This window comes from Micromonospora sp. NPDC002296 (genome assembly GCF_040296145.1).
Classification (GTDB): Bacteria; Actinomycetota; Actinomycetes; order Mycobacteriales; family Micromonosporaceae; genus Micromonospora.
Window position 1 is genome coordinate 18,016 of sequence record NZ_JBEOWQ010000049.1, and the last position, 17,365, is coordinate 35,380.

15 protein-coding genes and 1 riboswitch are annotated in these 17,365 nt (G+C 72.8%); of the genes, 6 read left to right on the plus strand and 9 right to left on the minus strand.

Translation table 11 applies throughout. The features are described 5' to 3' along the window. Nucleotides 1-18: 18 nt before the first annotated feature. Nucleotides 19-984, minus strand: coding sequence for a Gfo/Idh/MocA family protein (locus tag ABT023_RS25280; RefSeq protein ID WP_350888880.1), 966 nt, complete (start codon nt 982-984; stop codon nt 19-21). Further along, a complete protein-coding gene (locus tag ABT023_RS25285; RefSeq protein ID WP_350888881.1) occupies nt 981-2,081 on the minus strand; it encodes a DegT/DnrJ/EryC1/StrS family aminotransferase in 1,101 nt (366 codons plus the stop codon). Before ABT023_RS25285 ends, ABT023_RS25280 begins: the two co-directional genes overlap by 4 nt. A gap of 229 nt (nt 2,082-2,310) precedes the next feature. Here ABT023_RS25285 and ABT023_RS25290 point away from each other — a divergent pair, with 229 nt between their 5' ends. Then, nucleotides 2,311-3,459 (plus strand): lysylphosphatidylglycerol synthase transmembrane domain-containing protein, encoded by a 1,149-nt coding sequence (locus ABT023_RS25290; protein WP_350888882.1) that lies wholly within the window; start codon nt 2,311-2,313, stop codon nt 3,457-3,459. 71 nt (nt 3,460-3,530) lie between these two features. On the opposite strand, the gene ABT023_RS25295 is transcribed toward ABT023_RS25290, so the two are convergent. The 4 genes from ABT023_RS25295 to ABT023_RS25310 form a co-directional block, all read right to left on the minus strand. Continuing rightward, nucleotides 3,531-4,718, minus strand: coding sequence for a glycosyltransferase family 4 protein (locus tag ABT023_RS25295; protein ID WP_350888883.1), 1,188 nt, complete (start codon nt 4,716-4,718; stop codon nt 3,531-3,533). A gap of 12 nt (nt 4,719-4,730) precedes the next feature. Continuing rightward, nucleotides 4,731-5,123 (minus strand): acyltransferase, encoded by a 393-nt coding sequence (locus tag ABT023_RS25300; RefSeq protein WP_350888884.1) that lies wholly within the window; start codon nt 5,121-5,123, stop codon nt 4,731-4,733. Nucleotides 5,124-5,194: 71 nt separating this feature from the next. Then, nucleotides 5,195-6,127 carry an NAD-dependent epimerase/dehydratase family protein gene (locus ABT023_RS25305; RefSeq protein WP_350888885.1) on the minus strand — a complete coding sequence of 311 codons (933 nt, stop codon included), beginning with the start codon at nt 6,125-6,127 and terminating at the stop codon, nt 5,195-5,197. 26 nt (nt 6,128-6,153) lie between these two features. Next, a complete protein-coding gene (locus tag ABT023_RS25310) occupies nt 6,154-7,293 on the minus strand; it encodes a DegT/DnrJ/EryC1/StrS family aminotransferase (protein WP_350888886.1) in 1,140 nt (379 codons plus the stop codon). 120 nt (nt 7,294-7,413) lie between these two features. On the opposite strand from ABT023_RS25310, the gene lhgD reads away from it, so the two are divergent. Continuing rightward, the gene (lhgD, locus tag ABT023_RS25315; RefSeq protein ID WP_350888887.1) at nt 7,414-8,610 is read left to right on the plus strand and encodes an L-2-hydroxyglutarate dehydrogenase; all 1,197 of its coding nucleotides are present in this window, start codon (nt 7,414-7,416) and stop codon (nt 8,608-8,610) included. Nucleotides 8,611-8,645: 35 nt separating this feature from the next. On the opposite strand, the gene ABT023_RS25320 is transcribed toward lhgD, so the two are convergent. Continuing rightward, entirely contained in the window at nt 8,646-9,254 is a 609-nt protein-coding gene (locus ABT023_RS25320; RefSeq protein ID WP_350888894.1) for a TetR/AcrR family transcriptional regulator, read from the minus strand. Nucleotides 9,255-9,505: 251 nt separating this feature from the next. Here ABT023_RS25320 and ABT023_RS25325 point away from each other — a divergent pair, with 251 nt between their 5' ends. From ABT023_RS25325 to ABT023_RS25340, 4 genes are all read left to right on the plus strand, one after another. After that, a complete protein-coding gene (locus ABT023_RS25325; protein WP_350888895.1) occupies nt 9,506-10,402 on the plus strand; it encodes an ABC transporter permease in 897 nt (298 codons plus the stop codon). Continuing rightward, nucleotides 10,395-11,213, plus strand: coding sequence for an ABC transporter ATP-binding protein (locus tag ABT023_RS25330; RefSeq protein ID WP_350888888.1), 819 nt, complete (start codon nt 10,395-10,397; stop codon nt 11,211-11,213). The genes ABT023_RS25325 and ABT023_RS25330 overlap by 8 nt, the downstream gene beginning before the upstream one ends. 145 nt (nt 11,214-11,358) lie before the next feature. Beyond that, on the plus strand, nt 11,359-12,861 hold the full coding sequence (locus tag ABT023_RS25335) for a D-ribitol-5-phosphate cytidylyltransferase (RefSeq protein ID WP_350888889.1): 1,503 nt from the start codon (nt 11,359-11,361) through the stop codon (nt 12,859-12,861). A 42-nt stretch (nt 12,862-12,903) separates the two neighbouring features. Beyond that, entirely contained in the window at nt 12,904-14,610 is a 1,707-nt protein-coding gene (locus ABT023_RS25340) for a CDP-glycerol glycerophosphotransferase family protein (protein WP_350888890.1), read from the plus strand. A gap of 109 nt (nt 14,611-14,719) precedes the next feature. Here ABT023_RS25340 and ABT023_RS25345 read toward each other — a convergent pair whose 3' ends face one another. Both ABT023_RS25345 and ABT023_RS25350 read right to left on the minus strand, forming a co-directional pair. Continuing rightward, nucleotides 14,720-15,583: a C39 family peptidase gene (locus tag ABT023_RS25345; protein WP_350888891.1), complete on the minus strand. Its 864-nt coding sequence runs from the start codon at nt 15,581-15,583 to the stop codon at nt 14,720-14,722. 222 nt (nt 15,584-15,805) lie between these two features. After that, nucleotides 15,806-15,948, minus strand: a riboswitch (cyclic di-AMP (ydaO/yuaA leader). Between the two features lie 329 nt (nt 15,949-16,277). Continuing rightward, nucleotides 16,278-17,039 (minus strand): hypothetical protein, encoded by a 762-nt coding sequence (locus tag ABT023_RS25350; protein WP_350888892.1) that lies wholly within the window; start codon nt 17,037-17,039, stop codon nt 16,278-16,280. Between the last annotated feature and the right edge of the window lie 326 nt (nt 17,040-17,365).

The window sequence follows — 17,365 nt, forward strand, 5'->3', positions numbered from 1 at the left end:
TCGTGCGGGTGGCGCTGGTCAGCGCCCGTTGTCGGCGAAGAGCCGGCCGACCACGCGGTGCGCCGGGAGGATCCGCTGACGCTCGGCGTCGGCATCGGCGGTGCCGGCGAGGATGTCCAGGAAGTGGTCGAGCTGGGCGGCGAGCGGCTCCCGGTTGGTGATCAGCTCGGGCACCTCGATGATGCTCTGCTGCCGGTAGCCGCGACCGTCCGGAGTCGCCGCGTCCGAGGAGACGTGCCGGTAGATCGTCACGTCCTTGCGGAGCAGGTCGGCCTCGATCAGCCGGTCGACCTCGCTGATCACCAGCGTGCGGACCTTGCGCTGGCCGATCCGGCTGGCCGAGACGTTGGCCAATGCGCCGCTGCCGAAGCTGAGCACCGTCTCCGCCACGTCCTCGGCGTCGGCCAGCGAGTCCGGGTGGAAGTTCCCGAAGGTGCCCTGCACGGTCGCCGGCTCCTCGCCGCCGAACGCCTGGATGGCCAGGTCGACGTCGTGGATCAGCAGGTCCCAGGCCACCCCGGTGCGGATCCGCGGGGCGTACGGGGAGTGCCGGGTGGCGGTGAGGTGCACCGGGCGGTCGACCAGCGCGAGCGCGGTCTGCACGGCCGGGTTGAACCGCTCCAGCAGGCCGCAGAGCAGCGGGACGCCGCGCTTGTCGGAGGTGGCGACGATGTCCTCGGTCTCGTCGAGGCTGCCGCAGACCGGCTTCTCGATCAGCAGCGGTTTGTCCGCCGCCAGCACCCGGCCGGCCAGGCCGTGGTGGAACTCGGTGGGGGCCGCGATGACGACCGCGTCGATCCCGGTGAGGTCGTCGACGTCCGGCGCCCAGTCGGCGCCGTACCGCTCGGCGACCTGCCGGCCGACCGAGCGGCGGGGCTCGATCACCCGGGCGAGTTCGCAGCGCTCGGACTGGGCGATCACGCGGGCGTGCAGGGAGCCCATCACGCCGGTGCCGACGAGGGCCAGGCGCAGCGGGGCGGTCACGCGCCCACCGCCGCGCGGACGCCCTCGACCACCTGGTCGAGGTCGCTGTCGGACAGGTGCTGGTGCACCGGGAGGGAGACGCACTGCCGGACCACCCGGTCGGTCACCGGGGCCGGGTCGGCGACCACCCGGGGGTGTTCCCGGTAGCAGTCGTAGTCGTAGACCGTCTTCGGGTAGTAGATGCCGCAGCCGATGCCGCGCTCGGTCAGCCGGGTGATCACCTCGTCCCGGGTCACCGGGGCCTCGTCGGTGACCAGCACCGTGTACTGGTGCCAGACGTGCGACCGGCCGGGCAGCTCGGTGGGCAGCCGCAGGCCGGGGACGTCGGCGAGGCCGGCCGTGAGCCGGGCCGCGTTGTCCTTGCGCCGCTTGACGTTGTCGCCGTACGCGGCGAGCTGCGGGATGCCCAGCGCCGCCTGCAGGTCGGTGAGCCGGTAGTTGTGGCCGGCGACCTCGTACTGGTAGCGCTGCCGCATGCCCTGGTTGCGCAGCACCCGCAGCCGGTCGGCGAGGTTGGCGTCGTTGGTGGTGATCATGCCGCCCTCACCGGTGGTGAGGTTCTTGGTGGCGTACAGCGAGAAGGTGCCGAGCCCGAAGCTGCCCGCGCCCCGACCGGCGACGGTGGCGCCCAACGACTGCGCGGTGTCCTCGACGAGGCCGAGGCCGTGCCGCTGGGCGAGCGGGAGGATCGCGTCCATGTCGGCCGGCTGGCCGTACAGGTGCACGGGCATGAGCACCTTCGTGCGCGGGCCGACGGCGGCGGCCAGCGCCTCCGGGTCCACGCAGAAGTCGTCCTCGCGGATGTCCGCGAAGCGCGCGGTGGCCCCCGCCTCAAGGATCGCGTTGAGCGTCGCGACGAAGGTGAACGGGCTGGTGACGACCTCGTCCCCCGGCTCGAGGTCGAGCACCTGGAGCGCGGCGACCAGGGCGGTGGTGCCGTTGTTGACCGCGACCGCGTGCTCGACGCCGACCAGGTCGGCGAACTCACGCTCCAGGCGGGCCACCATCGGCCCCTGCGCGATGATGCCCGAACGGATCACCTCGACCGCCAACTGTTCGGCCGCCTCGTCGAGCTTGACGACGGAAATCGGGATCACAGGAGCTCTCCTTGAGGTATGGGATGGCGAACCGACCGTAGCAGCGTGGGAGATCCCGGGCACATCAGGATCGGCGCGTGGAGAATCCCGACACTCGGGAGACCGGAACGTAACGTCACCGACTCACCGGACGACCGGGTTCCTGGTATCTCCTCTCCTGCGCTAGTCTCGGCCGATTGTTGTCCCCATCCGCCCCTACGGGTGGACGCGACGCGGAGGCAGGAACGCCGTGGCAGAGACCGCGACGCAGGTAGAGAGCGCAGATCCCCCGGCCGAGCAGGCCGCCCCGACCAAAGGCGCGTCCCGGTGGCTGTCACTGGGCGTCCGGTTCGTGGTGATCGCCGCCATCGCGGCCGGCATGATCTGGAGCGTCGTCAACCAGTGGCCGGACGTCCGGCAGACCTGGCTGGGCCTGGCCTGGTCGTCGGTGCTGCTGGCCGTACTAGCGGTGCTGGCCGGCATGTTCGCCAACTCGATGGCCTGGCGGGCCGCCGCCGAGGACCTGGAGCACAAGGTCTCCGTCCCGGCCGCGCTGCGGATCTGCATGGTGGGCCAGCTCGGCAAGTACATCCCCGGCAGCGTCTGGGCGTACGTGCTCCAGATGGAGCTGGGCCGGCGGGCCGGGCTGCCCCGGGCGCGGGCCTTCCTGGCCACCCTGGTGGCCCTCGGCCTCGGCGTCGTCGCCGCGCTCGGCGTCGGCCTGCTCAGCCTCCCCGCCCTGCTCGACGCGACCACGGCGACCGACTCGGAGTACGCCGAGCCGGTCCGGGTCGCGCTCTGGATCGTCGCCATCCTCTTCCCGATCGCTCTGATCTGCGCGATCCCGGCGGTGCTGACCCGGCTCATCCAGCTCGTCCTCAAGGTCCTGCGCCGGGAACCGCTGCACCACAAGCTCACCCTGCCCGGGGTGCTGCGGGTGGTCGGCTGGAGCGCCCTCGGCTACACCATGTTCGGCGTGCACCTGTGGCTGCTGGCCAACGCGCAGGCGGCACCCGGCCTCGGCGGCCTGCTGCGCAGCATCGGGTCGTTCGCCATCGCCATGACGGTCGGGATGTTCGCGTTCCTCTCCCCGTCCGGGCTCGGCGTGCGCGAGGCGGTCCTCGTCGCCACGATGGCGCCGTTCCTGACCTCCGCGGGCGGGATCGGCGCCGCCACCGGCATCGCGCTGGCCTCCCGGCTGATCTTCACCGTCGCCGACCTGCTCGCCGCGGGCATCGCCGCGCTCTCCGGGATGCGCCAGGTCCGCCGGGTCACCGGCGAGGCGGACTCCACGGCCGCGCCGGCCGTCGCCGGGCGGGTCCCGGGCGCCACGCCCGTCGCCCCCGCCCCCCGCACCGGCGTCCAGGAGCAGCAGGCCGGCGACCCCGCCCCCCGCTGAGCCGCCCACGGCCACGCAGACCGACGAAGAAGGGCCCGCCGGGGAACCGGCGGGCCCTTTCGCGTACGCGGTCAGCGGCGGCGGTTCGCCGCCATCTCGGTGAGCACGTCGAGGTGCCGCTCGAGCACCCGGTCCAGGCTGAACCGGTCCCGGATCAGCGCCTGCCCGTTGACGCCGACCTGCTTGGCCAGCGCGGGGTCGGTGAGCGCGGCCACCAGCCGGTCGGCCAGGCCCTCGACGTCGCCCGGACGGCAGAGCAGCACGTTCTCCCCGTCCCGCAGCGCGATGCCGGGGAAGTTGTCCTCCCGGGCCGGCGCGACCACCGGCACCCCGGCGGCCATCGCCTCCAGGGTGGCGGTGCCGAGGCCGATCCCCTGCTCGTGGGACTCCACGGTCGCCGCGGCCAGGTAGTCCGGGATCTCGGCCTTGGCGACCTTGCCGACGGCGACGACCGCGTGGTCGACGCCGAGCGACTTCGCCCGCTCCTGGAACATCCCGTAGTAGACGTGCCCGGCGACGACGAGCTTCGTGTCCGGGACCGCCGCCAGCACCTTCGGCAGCGCCTCGACCAGGGCGATCCGGTCGCGCAGCGGGATGACGTGGCCCACCGACAGGATCACCGGGGCGTTGCCCAGGCCGTGCCTCTCCCGGACCCGCTGGCCGTTGCCGCCGAGCACCCAGTCCGGGTCCACCCCGACCGGGATCGGGACCAGCCCGGAGTACGCGCCCTGGTAGCGCTGCTCGATGTACTCCTGCATGAGCACGTCCATCACCACCAGCCGCGGCTTCGACCGGCGCATGAACGGCTTGACCATGGTGGCGTCCAGGCCGCGGAACACCTTGGCGTAGCGGGCCTGCGGATTCTCCAGCCGGGTGTGGATGGACAGCAGCGCCGGCACCCGCCGCTTGCGGGAGTACATCGCGCTGGCCCAGGTCAGATCGAAGAACTGCCCGTGCTGGTGGATCACGTCGGGGCGGAACTCGTCGAGGATCTGCCGCACCCGGCGCAGGATGGTGGGGCGGCTGGTGAACGAGATGTCGAAGCTCACCGCGAGCCTGGTCTGGGGCAGCATCCAGGCGGGCAGTCGGACGATGCGCAGGCCGTCGCGGTGTTCCTCGGCCGGCGCGTCCTGGTAGGCGGCCGTCAGTACCAGCACCTCGTGCCCGGCCGCCGCGTAGCCGATGGCCAGCGACTCGGACAGGTGAGAGCTGCCTCCCGGCCGGGGCGGGAAGAAGTTGTTGACCACTGCGATTCGCACGGACCGGAACTCCTAGCTATCCGTAACCGGAACGAACCGGACATCGGACCCGTCCAGCTCGACTGTGGAGACCACCCGGGCCGGCACCCCCGCCACGACCGCACCGGGTGGGACATTCCTTGTGACCACCGCGCCAGCGCCGATGACCGCGCCATCACCGATGGTGACACCCATCATCACGGTCGCGTTCGCCCCGACGAAGACGCGGTCGCCGATGCGCACCGGCGCCCGGTCCACGGAAGCATGGGCCCGGCCCGACACGCAACGCCGGGCGGTGGAGTGGGTGTAGATCTGCGCGCCGCAACTGATGTCGCAGCCCGCGCCGATGGTCAGCCCGCCAGAGCCGTCGATGACGGTGAACGCGCCGATCCACGTCCCGGCGCCGATCTCCGGCTCGCCGATCACCCAGGCGTGCGGGTTGTACGGGTTCGCCGGGAGCCCGTGCGACGACGGGCCCCCGGCGGACGGCGGCTGGGTCACGCCACCTCGGTCTTGATCAGGTCGGTCATCCCGTCCCCGACGGCGATGGTCGGCTCCCAGCCGAGCACCTCACGGGCCCGGGTGATGTCCGCCGCCCGGCGGCTGACCAGCACCTCGCGCGGGTTGAACTGCGGCTCCACGTCCACCCCGACCGCCTTGATCAGAATCTCGGCGAGGGTGGCGACGGAGGTGTCGATGCCGGTGCCGATGTTGACCGGCACGTTGCCCTGCTCGGCCTCCATCGCCGCGACCACCGAACGGGCGATGTCGTGGACGTGGATGAAGTCCATCGACTGCTCGCCCTTGCCGTCGATGACCGGCGGCTCGCCGTTCTTGAGCCGCTTCACGAAGTGGTTGATCACCGAGGTGTAGTACGCGGTCGGCTTCTGGCCGGGGCCGTAGACGTTGAAGAAGCGCAGGGCGATCCAGTTGAGGCCCTTGCTGCGCTGGTAGAAGGCGAGCAGGTCCTCGCCGGCCCGCTTCGAGATGCAGTACGGGGTGAGCGGGTCGAGCCGGTCGTCCTCGTGCATCGGCAGCTTCTGCGGGTCGCCGTACACCGAGGCGGAGGAGGCGAACACGAGCCGCTTCACGCCGTGGTCGGCAGCGGCGGCGAAGACGTTGTGGTTGCCGACCATGTTGATGTCGATCGACTCGTGCGGGTCGGCCTGGCTCTTGTTGATCGAGACGGCGGCCAGGTGGATGACGTACTCGCAGCCCTTCATGGCCGCGTGCACGGCGCCGCCGTAGCGGACGTCCTGGTCGATCAGCTCGACGTCGCCGGTGGCCACCAGCTCCGCGACGCGGCCCCGGTCACCCCGGAACATGTTGTCGAAGATGCGGACCCGGTAGCCCTTCTCCAGCAACAACGGCACCACGTGCAGGCCGATGAAGCCCGCGCCTCCGGTGATGAAGACGGTCTGCTTCGACATGGCGGACAGTGTCCTTCCTGGGGGGATCAGCGGCCGGTGGCCGCGGTGGTGACGACGTCGACCAGGGTGGCGGCGACGGTCTCGACCTGGGCGTCGGTGAGGTTGGCGTGCATCGGGATGGCCAGGTGCCGGGCGAACAGGTCCGCCGACACGGGGCACGGGTCGGTCTGGCCGTAGAGCGGCTGCATGTGCGAGGCGTACGTGCCGAAGGTGCACTGCACGCCGCGCTGGCGCAACTGGAGGGCGACCGCGCCCCGGTCCACCGAGGGGTCGAGGGTGACCACGTACGACTGCCAGGGGTGCTCGCGGTCCGGGGCCTCGTACGGGGTGGTGATCAGCTCGTGGTCCTTGAGCAGCTCGCCGTAGCGCGCGGCGGAGCGCCGCTTCGCGGCCAGCAGGTCCGGCAGCCGGTCGAGCTGGGCGATCATGATCGCCGCGGCCACGTCGGAGAGCCGGTAGTTGTAGCCCAGCTCGGTGAAGGTCGGGATCGGCAGGTGGGACAGCTCGGCGCGGGTGAGCGCGCCCTCCACCCCGTAGGTGTGCAGCTTGCGGGCGTGCGCGGCGAGGTCGTCGCGGTCGGTGACGTACGCCCCGCCCTCGCCGGCGGTGATCCCCTTGCGGCCGTGGAAGCTGAAGGTCGCCGCGTCGGCCAGGCTGCCGGCGGGGCGCCCCTTGTAGGTCGCGCCGGCCGCGCAGGCGGCGTCCTCGACCAGGAACAGCCCGTGCTTGTCGGCGACGGCGCGCAGCTCGTCGTAGTCGGCGGGCTGGCCGAAGGCGTCGACGGCGATGATGCCGACGGTGCGCGGGGTGATCGCCGCCTCGACCGCGGCCGGGTCGACGGTCCAGATGTCCGGCCGGACGTCGGCGAAGACCGGCTTCGCGCCGGCCCACATCACCGAGTGGCCGGTGGCGGGGAACGTGTAGTCGGCGACGACCACCTCGTCGCCGGGTTTGACCCCGAGGGTGAGCAGCGCCAGGTGCAGCGCCGAACCGCAGTTGCTGGTGGCGAGCGCGTGCCGGGTGCCGACGGCGGCGGCGAAGCGCTCCTCGAACCGGCGGCTGGTGGGACCGGAGCCCGCGAGCCAGCCGGAGGCGAAGACCTCGGCGATTGCGGCGAGTTCGGCCTCGCCGACCGTGGGTTGACCGAGCGCGATGACCTCAGACATGTGACTCCCCGAGAAATTTGGACCCGCAGCAGTCTAGGCCACCTGTGCGGGTCGGACGCGAATCGGGCGCGCCGGGCGACTTCGTTACCATCTGTGCCGGCGCCGGGCAGGGGAGATGAGATGACAAGGTTCGTGGTCGTGGGTGGCGGCATCGTCGGCCTGGCGGTGGCGCACCGGCTGGTGACCGACCGCCCCGGCGACTCGGTGACCGTGCTGGAGAAGGAGGCCGGCTGGGCGACGCACCAGACCGGCCACAACTCGGGGGTCATCCACGCCGGCGTCTACTACAAGCCGGGCAGCCTGAAGGCCACCATGTGCAAGGCCGGCAGCGCGTCGATGGTCGAGTTCTGCGACGCGCACGGGCTGTCGTACGAGATCTGCGGCAAGTTGATCGTCGCCACCGACCCGGCGGAGCTGCCCCGGCTGCACGCCCTGCACGAGCGGGCGAGCGCCAACGGGCTGCCGGTGCGGCTGATCGAGGCGGCCGAGGTCGCCGAGTACGAGCCGCACGTGGCGGCCGTGGCCGCGCTGCACGTCGCCTCGACCGGCATCGTCGACTTCGGCGCGGTCTGCCGCAAGCTGGCCGAGCTGCTCGCCGCCGCCGGTGCGGACCTGCGCACCCGCACCGAGGTGACCGGGGTGACCAACCGGCCCGACGGCGTGGTGGTCGCCACCACCAACGGCGAGGTGGTCGGCGACGTGTTGATCAACTGCGCGGGGCTGCACGCCGACCGGATCTCCCGGCTGGCCGGGGTGCCCACGCCCGTGCGGATCGTGCCGTTCCGGGGCGAGTACTACGAGCTGACCCCGCAGCGGCGCGACCTGGTGCGAGGGCTGATCTACCCGGTGCCGGACCCGCAGTTCCCGTTCCTCGGGGTGCACCTGACCAAGATGATCGACGGCAGCGTGCACGCCGGGCCGAACGCCGTGCTGGCCACCGCCCGGGAGGGCTACTCGTGGGGCCGGGTCAGCCCGCGCGACGTCTGGGACGAGCTGTCCTACCGCGGGCTGTGGGCGCTGGCCCGCCGGCACTACCGGTACGGCCTGACCGAGGTGGCCCGGTCACTGTCGAAGAAGAAGTTCGCCGCGAGCCTGGCCCGGCTGGTGCCGGAGCTGGCCCCGGCGGACATCGTCCCGGCCGGCGCCGGGGTGCGCGCCCAGGCGATCCTGCCCGACGGCGGCCTGGTCGACGACTTCCTGATCGTCGAGGCGGACCGGCAGGTGCACGTGCTCAACGCCCCCTCCCCCGCCGCGACCAGTTCACTGGAGATCGCCCGGCACATCGTGTCCCGGCTCCCGACCGACGCCGGGCGCTGACCACGCCAGGGCTGCCGGCGACGGGGCGGGGCGGCTCAGGCGTGGGCAGCCGGCGGGGTCGCGTCCCGCTGCCGGGGCACGGCCGGGGCCGCGCCGAGGCCGATCGCCACGGCCTCGACCAGGGCGTCGAGGTACGCCTGGGCCGGGGTGGACCGGGCGATCGCCAGCCGCCAGTAGAGCGGCCCGACGACGAGGTCCACGGCCGCGCCCGGGTCGGTGCCGGCGGGCAGCTCGCCGCGCTGGACGGCCCGGGCGACCAGCGACCCGCCGATCTCCTGCTGCTTGGCCCGCAGCACCGCCTGGAGGGTCTCGTCGATCTCGGGGTTGCGGGCCGCCTCGGCCAGCAGGTCCGGGATGATCTGCGAGGCCAGCGGGTGACTCAGGGCGTGGGTGACCAGCTTGAACAGCAGGGCGAGGTCGCCGCGCAGGGTGCCGGTGTCCAGCGCCGGCAGCTTGCTGCCGGCCGCCGCGACGACGATCTCCAGGACCAGTTCCAGCTTCGAGCTCCACCGCCGGTAGATCGCCGTCTTGCTGACCCCGGCCCGCCGGGCGACCGCCTCGATGGAGAGCCGGCCGTAGCCGACCGCGGCGAGCTCCTGCATCAGCGCGCGGCGGATGGCCCTGGTGATCTCGCCCCGGAGCACCGCCGCGCCGGCCGGCGCCCGCCTCTTCTCGGTGTTCACGACAGACTCTTTCTCGGGTGTCACGGGAGGCTCTTCTCGGCGGTCACGTGGGACAATGTACCGCAACGACGGTACGGTTGCGTCCCGACGTGTTTATGGACTACCTTCCACGCAGCGACGAGGTGGCGCTCCACGCACCGGCCACGCTCGACCCGTTCGAATCCGTCGTCGCGCGCATCCCGTTGGTACGAACAGATCGGAGCGCCCATCCCATGGCCAACACCGCGCTGGCCGACCCCGACGCCGGCCTGACCCAGGCGCAGCTGGCTGCCCGGTACGGGCTGCGGGTCGCCGGCGAACGGCCGTCCCTGGCGGACTACACCCGCCGCCTGTGGACGTACCGGCACTTCATCGCCGCGTACTCCAACGCCAAGCTGGTCGCCTCGTTCAGCAACGCCCGGCTCGGGCAGCTCTGGCAGGTGCTCACCCCGCTGACCAACGCGGCGGTCTACTACCTGATCTTCGGCCTGGTGCTGAGGCAGAACAGCATCCCGAACTTCATCGCGTACCTGACCGCCGGGCTGTTCATCTTCAACTTCACCCAGACCGCGGTGCAGAACGGCACCCAGTCGATCACCGGCAACCTGGGGCTGATCCGGGCGCTGCACTTCCCCCGGGCCTGCCTGCCGCTGGCCGTCATGCTCACCCAGTTCCAGCAGCTGCTGGCCTCGCTGGTGGTGCTCGTCGGCATCGTGCTGGTGACCGGCGAGCCGCTCACCGTCGAGTGGCTGCTGCTGGTGCCGGTGGTGCTGCTCCAGGCGTTGTTCAACGCCGGGCTCACCATGGCGGTGGCCCGGGCGGGGTCGAAGATCGCCGACCTCAAGCAGGTCATGCCGTTCCTGCTGCGCACCTGGATGTACGGCTCCGGCGTCCTCTACAACGTGGCGCTGTTCGAGGAGAACCTGCCGAGCTGGGCGACCAGGCTGGTCGAGGCGAACCCGATGCTGGTCTACATCGAGCTGGCCCGGCACGCGCTGCTGGAGGGGGCGCCGCTGCTCAACTCCTCGATGCTCCAGCTCTGGCTGTACGCGGTGGGCTGGTCGGTGGTGATGGGTGTGGGTGGTTTCATCTACTTCTGGCGGGGCGAACAGGAGTACGGCCGTGGTTGAGCACAACGAGGCGTCCAACGACGTCACCGTGACGCTGCCCAGGATCACCGAGCGCATCCCGACCGTGGTGGTCGACGACGCGCACGTGATCTACCGGGTGCACAAGGGCGCCAGCGGCGGCACCAGCCCGGTGGCCGCGCTGAAGCGGATCGCGTCCCGCACCTCGGCGCCGAACATCCGCGAGGTGCACGCGGTCAAGGGGGTCAGCTTCACCGCGTACCGGGGCGAGGCGGTCGGGCTGATCGGCAGCAACGGCTCCGGCAAGTCCACCCTGCTGCGGGCCATCGCCGGCCTGCTGCCGGTGAACCGGGGCGCGGTCTACACCCAGGGTCAGCCGTCCCTGCTGGGCGTCAACGCCGCCCTGCTCAACGACCTGTCCGGCGAGCGGAACGTCACGCTGGGCTGCCTCGCCATGGGCATGCACCCCGACGACGTGCAGCGGCTGGCCCCGGAGATCATCGAGTTCTCCGGGATCAACCAGCGCGGCGACTTCGCCTCCCTGCCGATGCGGACGTACTCCTCGGGCATGTCGGCCCGGCTGCGGTTCTCCATCGCGGCGGCGAAGAAGCACGACGTGCTGCTGATCGACGAGGCCCTCGCCACCGGCGACAAGGGGTTCCGCAAGCGCAGCGAGCAGCGGGTCCGGGAGCTGCGGGAGGGCGCCGGCACGGTGTTCCTGGTCAGCCACCAGCTCTCCTCGGTCCGGGACACGTGCGAACGGACGATCTGGCTGGAATCGGGCGAGCTGCGGATGGACGGGCCGACCGACGAGGTGCTGAGCGCGTACGAGGACTTCTCCAACGGTAAGTAGGTTTCCGGCATCCGTACGGCGTCGTGCGGGTGTCGGCCCACCGCGTCGTCCCTGAGGGCGACGCGGTGGACGCGTTATGGTTCACCGGGCCACCAAACGGCCGTCACCCATCGTTTCTGGCATTCCCTGAGAGTGAGGATCGGCAATGACGCAGGACCACACCACTGGCCCGGACGCCACACCGGAGACCCCGGCGCCGTGGCGGCCCTCGCGGACGGTGGCGGTGGTGCTGGCCGGTGGCACCGGGACCCGACTGGGCCTGGGCATCCCGAAGCAGCTCCTGAAGATCGCCGGCAAGCCGATCATCGAGCACACCCTGGCGGTCTTCGAGGCGGCCCCCGAGATCGACGAGATCATCGTGCTGATGGCCGCCGGGCACGTCCCCGACGCCCAGCAGATCGTCGACAAGGCCGGCTTCCGCAAGGTCAGCAAGGTCATCGAGGGCGGCGACACCCGCAACGCGACCACCCGGATCGCCCTGGACGCCGTCGGCGAGGGCGACGTCAACATCCTCTTCCACGACGCGGTGCGCCCGCTGCTCAGCGGCCGGATCGTCCGGGAGTGCGTGAACGCGCTCTGGACCTACGCGGCGGTCGACGTGGCGATCCCCTCGGCCGACACGATCATCCAGGTCGACGAGAACGACTGCATCACCGACATCCCGGTCCGCTCCACCCTGCGCCGGGGCCAGACCCCGCAGGCGTTCCGCTCGGGCACCATCCGGGAGGCGTACCGGATCGCCGGGGGCGACGCGAACTTCGCCGCCACCGACGACTGCGGCGTGGTGCTGCGCTACCTGCCCGGCACCCCGATCAAGGTGATCGACGGCTCGGACGAGAACATCAAGGTCACCCACCCGGTCGACGTGCACCTCGCGGACAAGCTCTTCCAGCTCGCCGCCGCGCAGGCCCCCCGGCTGACCGACCACCGCGGCTACACCGAGGAGCTCACCGGCCGGACCGTCGTCGTCTTCGGCGGCAGCTACGGCATCGGCCACGAGCTGACCGAGCTGGCCCGCCGCTACGGTGCCCAGGTCTTCCCGTTCAGCCGCTCCAGCACCGGCACCCACGTCGAGCGGGCCGCCGACGTCGAGGCAGCGCTGAAGACCGCCTTCGAGGCCACCGGCCGCATCGACCACGTGGTGGTCACCGCCGGCATCCTGGAGAAGGGCGAGCTGGCGGAGATGGACCAGGAGACCATGGACCGGGTCCTGCAGGTCAACTTCGTCGGCCCGGTCACCATCGCCCGGCAGTCCCTGCCGTACCTGCAGCAGACCAAGGGCCAGCTCCTGCTGTACACCTCCAGCTCGTACACCCGGGGCCGGGCCCGCTACGCGCTCTACTCGGCCACCAAGGCCGCGCTGGTCAACCTGACCCAGGCGCTGTCCGACGAGTGGGCCGAGTTCGGCGTACGGGTCAACTGCATCAACCCGGAGCGCACCGCCACCCCGATGCGCACCAAGGCGTTCGGCGAGGAGCCGGAGCACACCCTGCTCGCCGCGGAGACCGTCGCCCAGTCCTCGCTGGACGTGCTGATCTCCGAGCTGACCGGACAGGTCATCGACGTCCGGCGGGCGCCGGGCGAGGGGCCCGCCGCGAGCGTTCCCGCTCAGGGCGGCCCGACGGCGACCCCGGCCACGGCCGGCTGAGCGACGACGGCCACCGCGACCGGCGGGAGAAGCGGGAACGACATGCGTGGTGACCTGGTCAGGAAGCTGACCGCCCGGGTGGCGACCACCGGCCTGGCGGTGCTGGCGTTCCTCGCCCTCGCGCTGACCGGGGCGACCGGCTGGGGGCTGGCGCTCGCAGTGGCGGCCCTGGCCGCCGCCGGCTGGGAGCGCCGGGTCCGGCCGGCCGCCGACAGCACAGCCGAGTCGGTGCTGCTCGCGGCCGGCATCCTGGTCGGGTACGCCCGCCGGCTCGACGCCGGCTTCGACCCGGCGCTGGCCGCCACGGCCCTGGTGCTGCTGGGGCTGGTGCTGCTGGTGGGTCCGCTGCGGCAGGCCGGGGACCTGGAGATCCGGGCCGCCAACCTCCCGACCCGGTCGTGGGCCCCGCTGGTCGCCGGCCGGCTGGGCGACGCCCTGCTGGTGCTGCTCGCCGCGGTGGCGCTGGCCGCCGCGGCGGCGCTGCCGGCGTACGTCGCCCTGCTGCTGGCGCTGGGCGTCGGCGCGGGCGCCGGGGCGGTGGCCCTGGACCTGGCCCGCCGGCGGTTCCGGCCGGGAACCGGGGGCGGGGCGGTGACCCGGGCGCTGCGGGCGCACCAGCCGGAGTTCCTGCTGCACTTCTCCGCCCCGCCGGGGTCGGAGTACCAGGTCACCATGTGGCTGCCCTACCTGGAGCGGATCGGCCGGCCCTTCCTCGTGATGGTGCGGGAGCCGGAGTTCCTCGCCCCGATCGCCGCGGCCACCACGGCCCCGGTGGTGTACTGCCCCACCCTGAAGGCGATGGACGAGGCGCTGGTGCCGAGTCTCAAGGTCGCGTTCTACGTCAACCACGGGGCGAAGAACAGCCACTGCATCCGGTTCACCCAGCTCACCCACGTGCAGATCCACCACGGCGACAGCGACAAGGCGCCCAGCGCCAACCCGGTCTCGGCGATCTTCGACCGGATCTTCGTGGCCGGCCCGGCGGCGATCGAGCGGTACGCCCGCGCGGGGGTGGACATCCCGGCGGAGAAGTTCGTCGTGGTCGGCCGCCCGCAGGTCGAGTCGATCGAGGTACGCCGGGAGCCGGCCCCCGGCCTGCCGAACCCGACGGTGCTCTACACCCCGACCTGGACCGGGCACCACGCCGACGCGAACTACTGCTCCCTGCCGGTGGGCGAGACCATCGTCCGGGGGTTGCTGGCCCGGGGCGCGACGGTGATCCTGCGCGCCCATCCGTACACCGGGCAGAACCCGGCGTCGGCGCGGCAGCTCGCCCGGCTCACGGAGCTGCTCGCCGCGGACCGGGCCCGCACCGGCCGGCAGCACGTCTGGGGCGCTGCGGCCAGCCGGGAGATGTCCCTGGTCGACTGCGTGAACCGCTCCGACGCGCTGCTCTCGGACGTCTCCGGGGTGATCTCCGACTACCTCTACTCCGGCAAGCCGTACGCGGTCACGGACATGGGCGGCGACGGCGACCGGTTCGTCGAGCGGTTCCCCCTGGCCGGCTCGGGCTACGTGCTGCGGCGCGACGCGGCCAACCTCGACGAGGTGCTCGACCACCTGCTCGACACCGACCCCCGGGCAACAGCCCGCTGGGCCACCCGCTCCCGCTACCTGGGCGACTTCCCCGCCCAGCAGTACGCCGAGGCGTTCCTGACGGCGGCCCGCCACGAACTGAACCCGACCTGGACCCCACCCACCCCCCGCCCAACCCCGCTCTCCCCCGCCCCCTCCCGCTTCCCGCGGTGATCAAGAGGTTTGCGTCAGGGTCGAGGCCGGAGCTGACGCGAACCTCTGCCGGGACGCCACCGGGCCCCGGCTCACGGGGAGAGCCGGGGCCCGGTGGGGGAAAGGGTGATCAGGCCGAGTAGCCCCTGGTCGCCGCCCAGTGCGCCAGGGCCGTGGTGCTGATCCAGTACGCCGAGGCGGCCGGGTCGGCCGAGTCGGCGATCCGCACGGTGCGGCCTTCGTTGCGGTAGCCCACGACGGCGATGTAGTGGCCGCCGGGGAAGGAGTGCCAGCCGCCGTCGACGTCGGTGGCGCTGCCGGCGATGTTCACCACGACGCCGCGCCCGGCGCCGACCGCCTCCACCACGTCGGCCTTGAGCCGGTCGATCTGGGCCCCGGTGGCGGCGCCGCCCGGGATCATCCGGGTCCGGTACGGGTCGCCCTTGACCATCGCGTTGAGCACCCGGGTGGTGTCCTCGGCCGAGTTGGTGCCCATCTCGGTGGTGCCGAGGCGGCTGGCCAGCCCGTCCTGGGTACTCCCGACGCCGGTGGCGGAGAGCGCGTTGCGCACCGCCGCAGGGCCGCAGTAGTAGTAGGTGGTCTGCGCCTGGTAGGCGTAGTCGAGGACCTTCGACGACGGCGGCTTCGGGGTGGCCGGCTTCGCCGTGGTCTGCTTCGGGGCCGCCCTGGTGGTCAGATCGGGGTTCGGCGCGGCCGTGGTGGCGCTCGGCGACGGCGAGGCGCTGGAGGACGCGGTCGCGCCGGCCCGGGCCTGGGCGCGGCTGGCCGCGCTGTCGAGGCGGGGTGCGATCTCGGCGACGGCGGCGTTGGTGGTCTGCCGCGGGGTGGGGGTGTCGTCGACGCCGGCCAGCAGCGCACCGGTGCCGGAGGCCAGCAGGAGCGCCGCGGCCGAGCCGGCGACGACCTGGTACGGGCGCTCGGTGGCGAGCCGTCGCAGCTGCCGCTTGACATGGTGGTTCACGTGTTCCTCCACGGGGATGGGGCGGAGAGCGGGGCACCTGGGCATGCGTCGTCGCACGATGGCGCGGACGAGACGCCCACGGCCGGTGGGGTCCGCTCTGGGAAGATGCCCGGTCAGCCGGGCGTACGGGCGGGTGCGCCGGTCAGTTCGTCAGCCCGGGGGCGACGGACGCGGGCACCACGGCGCCGCGGTGGAGGAACAACCGAGGGATGGGGTCGCGCTGCACGAGGATGGCACTCCTTCCGACACCGCCTACCGGGTTAGCTGACGGATTCGGGCGGGAAGATCGCCCTACCACGGGCCGTGGCCCGCGGATTCACCCCACACGTGCACTGGGTCCCCGGTTCGTGATGGTCACGATTGAGCGGGTCGGCGCGGCGTCGCCTCTTGCGATCGGGTACCGCACCGGACGGGCCGACATTACTGGCCGGCCGAGGCCCTGCCAAGCCCTTCCCACCTGCTTAAACCCTCTCCGATCAGCTTTCCTGCGACCCATTGGGAACTGACGTGTCTCAATGGGATTACGGGCATTCCAGGTGCCCTGGGGCGACAACCGGACGATCAGTATCGATCGTCGGCGGGTTATGTCGGTGGACCCGCCCCGATGGGTCGACTGCCCGTTTACCCGGGGTGTGTGACCGGCGTCATGAAGAAAGTCGGGGCAGCGTCGCGGCCCGCCGGGGCGGGTCGGGGAACGGGGGTCGGGTCAGCCGACCCGGGCCGGGCGCCAGCGGGCGGCCGGGGCGGTGCGGCGAGCCGCCGCCGTCGCGGCCCGGGGCGCGGGCACCCGGACGGGGCGGGCCCGCTCCGCGGCGCAGTACGCCTCGGCGGCCAGTGCCCGGGCGGCCTCGGCGGCCAGCTCGGCGGCACGCCAGGCGGCCCGCTCCCGGGCCGCCGCCGCCCGGTGGCCGGCCTGCTTCCCGTCCCGCACCGCCCGGGCCAGCACGACCTCCTGCTGGACCGGGTGCAGCCGGGGGTCCCAGCCGTTCCGGTGCGCGAAGACGTCGCAGAGCTGCCGGATGGACAAGTCGCCGCGCAGGTGGGCGGCCGTCGCGGCGTGGTGCAGCCGGCGCTCCCGGGCGGCGTACTCGGCGGGGGTTCGGGGGGTGCGCGGCGCCGGCAGCACCCCCACGCCGGAGAAGCGGCGTGCGGCGGCCTCCGCCTCGTCGTACGCCTGCCAGGCCCGATCGAGGGCGTCCTGGGCGGTCAGCCACGCCTCGCGCCGGCGGCGGGCGGTCTGGGCGGCGCCGGCGGCGGCCACCCCCACCTCCTCGGCGTACCGGCGCAGGTCGGTGGCCTCCTCGCTGGCCAGGTCTACGGCGGGCGGGGCGGGGTCGACCGCCGACCGGTCCCGCTGTGGGCGGGCGACCAGGGCGGTGAGCACGCCGAGCGCCACCACGAGCAGCACCGACCAGATGGCGGCGGCCAGCGGCACCTCGACGAGGAGCTGGTGGAGAACGATGTCCATGGTCGGCACCTCACGGAGGGTGGATGCGGGAAGCGGGCTCCGCGCGTCGCCGGGCGGGCGCGGGGGTGCGACCGGGCCGGGCGGACGGGCGCGGGGGTGCGACCGGGCCGGGCGGACGGGCGCGGTGGTGCGGTTCGCGAGACGGCGGCGACGCGGGCGGGTCAGCCGCGCGGCGGCGCGCGCGACCCGGCGGTCGTCGGTGCGCGGCCGACGGGCATCCGATGTGCCGGGACCGGGTCGGCCACGGACCACCCCGCCGGGCCGGCCGGGACGGCGTCGGGGTGCGCGGGAGCCGCCGGGAACTCGGCTGCGGCCCGGCCGGGGCC

What these genes read in the sequence shown, in the direction of transcription:
- lhgD (WP_350888887.1), top strand. Translation starts at nt 7,414, where the DNA reads ATGACAAGGTTCGTGGTCGTGGGTGGCGGCATCGTCGGCCTGGCGGTG.
- ABT023_RS25350 (WP_350888892.1), bottom strand. Translation starts at nt 17,039, where the DNA reads ATGGACATCGTTCTCCACCAGCTCCTCGTCGAGGTGCCGCTGGCCGCC.
- ABT023_RS25310 (WP_350888886.1), bottom strand. Translation starts at nt 7,293, where the DNA reads ATGTCTGAGGTCATCGCGCTCGGTCAACCCACGGTCGGCGAGGCCGAA.
- ABT023_RS25325 (WP_350888895.1), top strand. Translation starts at nt 9,506, where the DNA reads ATGGCCAACACCGCGCTGGCCGACCCCGACGCCGGCCTGACCCAGGCG.
- ABT023_RS25335 (WP_350888889.1), top strand. Translation starts at nt 11,359, where the DNA reads ATGACGCAGGACCACACCACTGGCCCGGACGCCACACCGGAGACCCCG.
- ABT023_RS25305 (WP_350888885.1), bottom strand. Translation starts at nt 6,127, where the DNA reads ATGTCGAAGCAGACCGTCTTCATCACCGGAGGCGCGGGCTTCATCGGC.
- ABT023_RS25340 (WP_350888890.1), top strand. Translation starts at nt 12,904, where the DNA reads ATGCGTGGTGACCTGGTCAGGAAGCTGACCGCCCGGGTGGCGACCACC.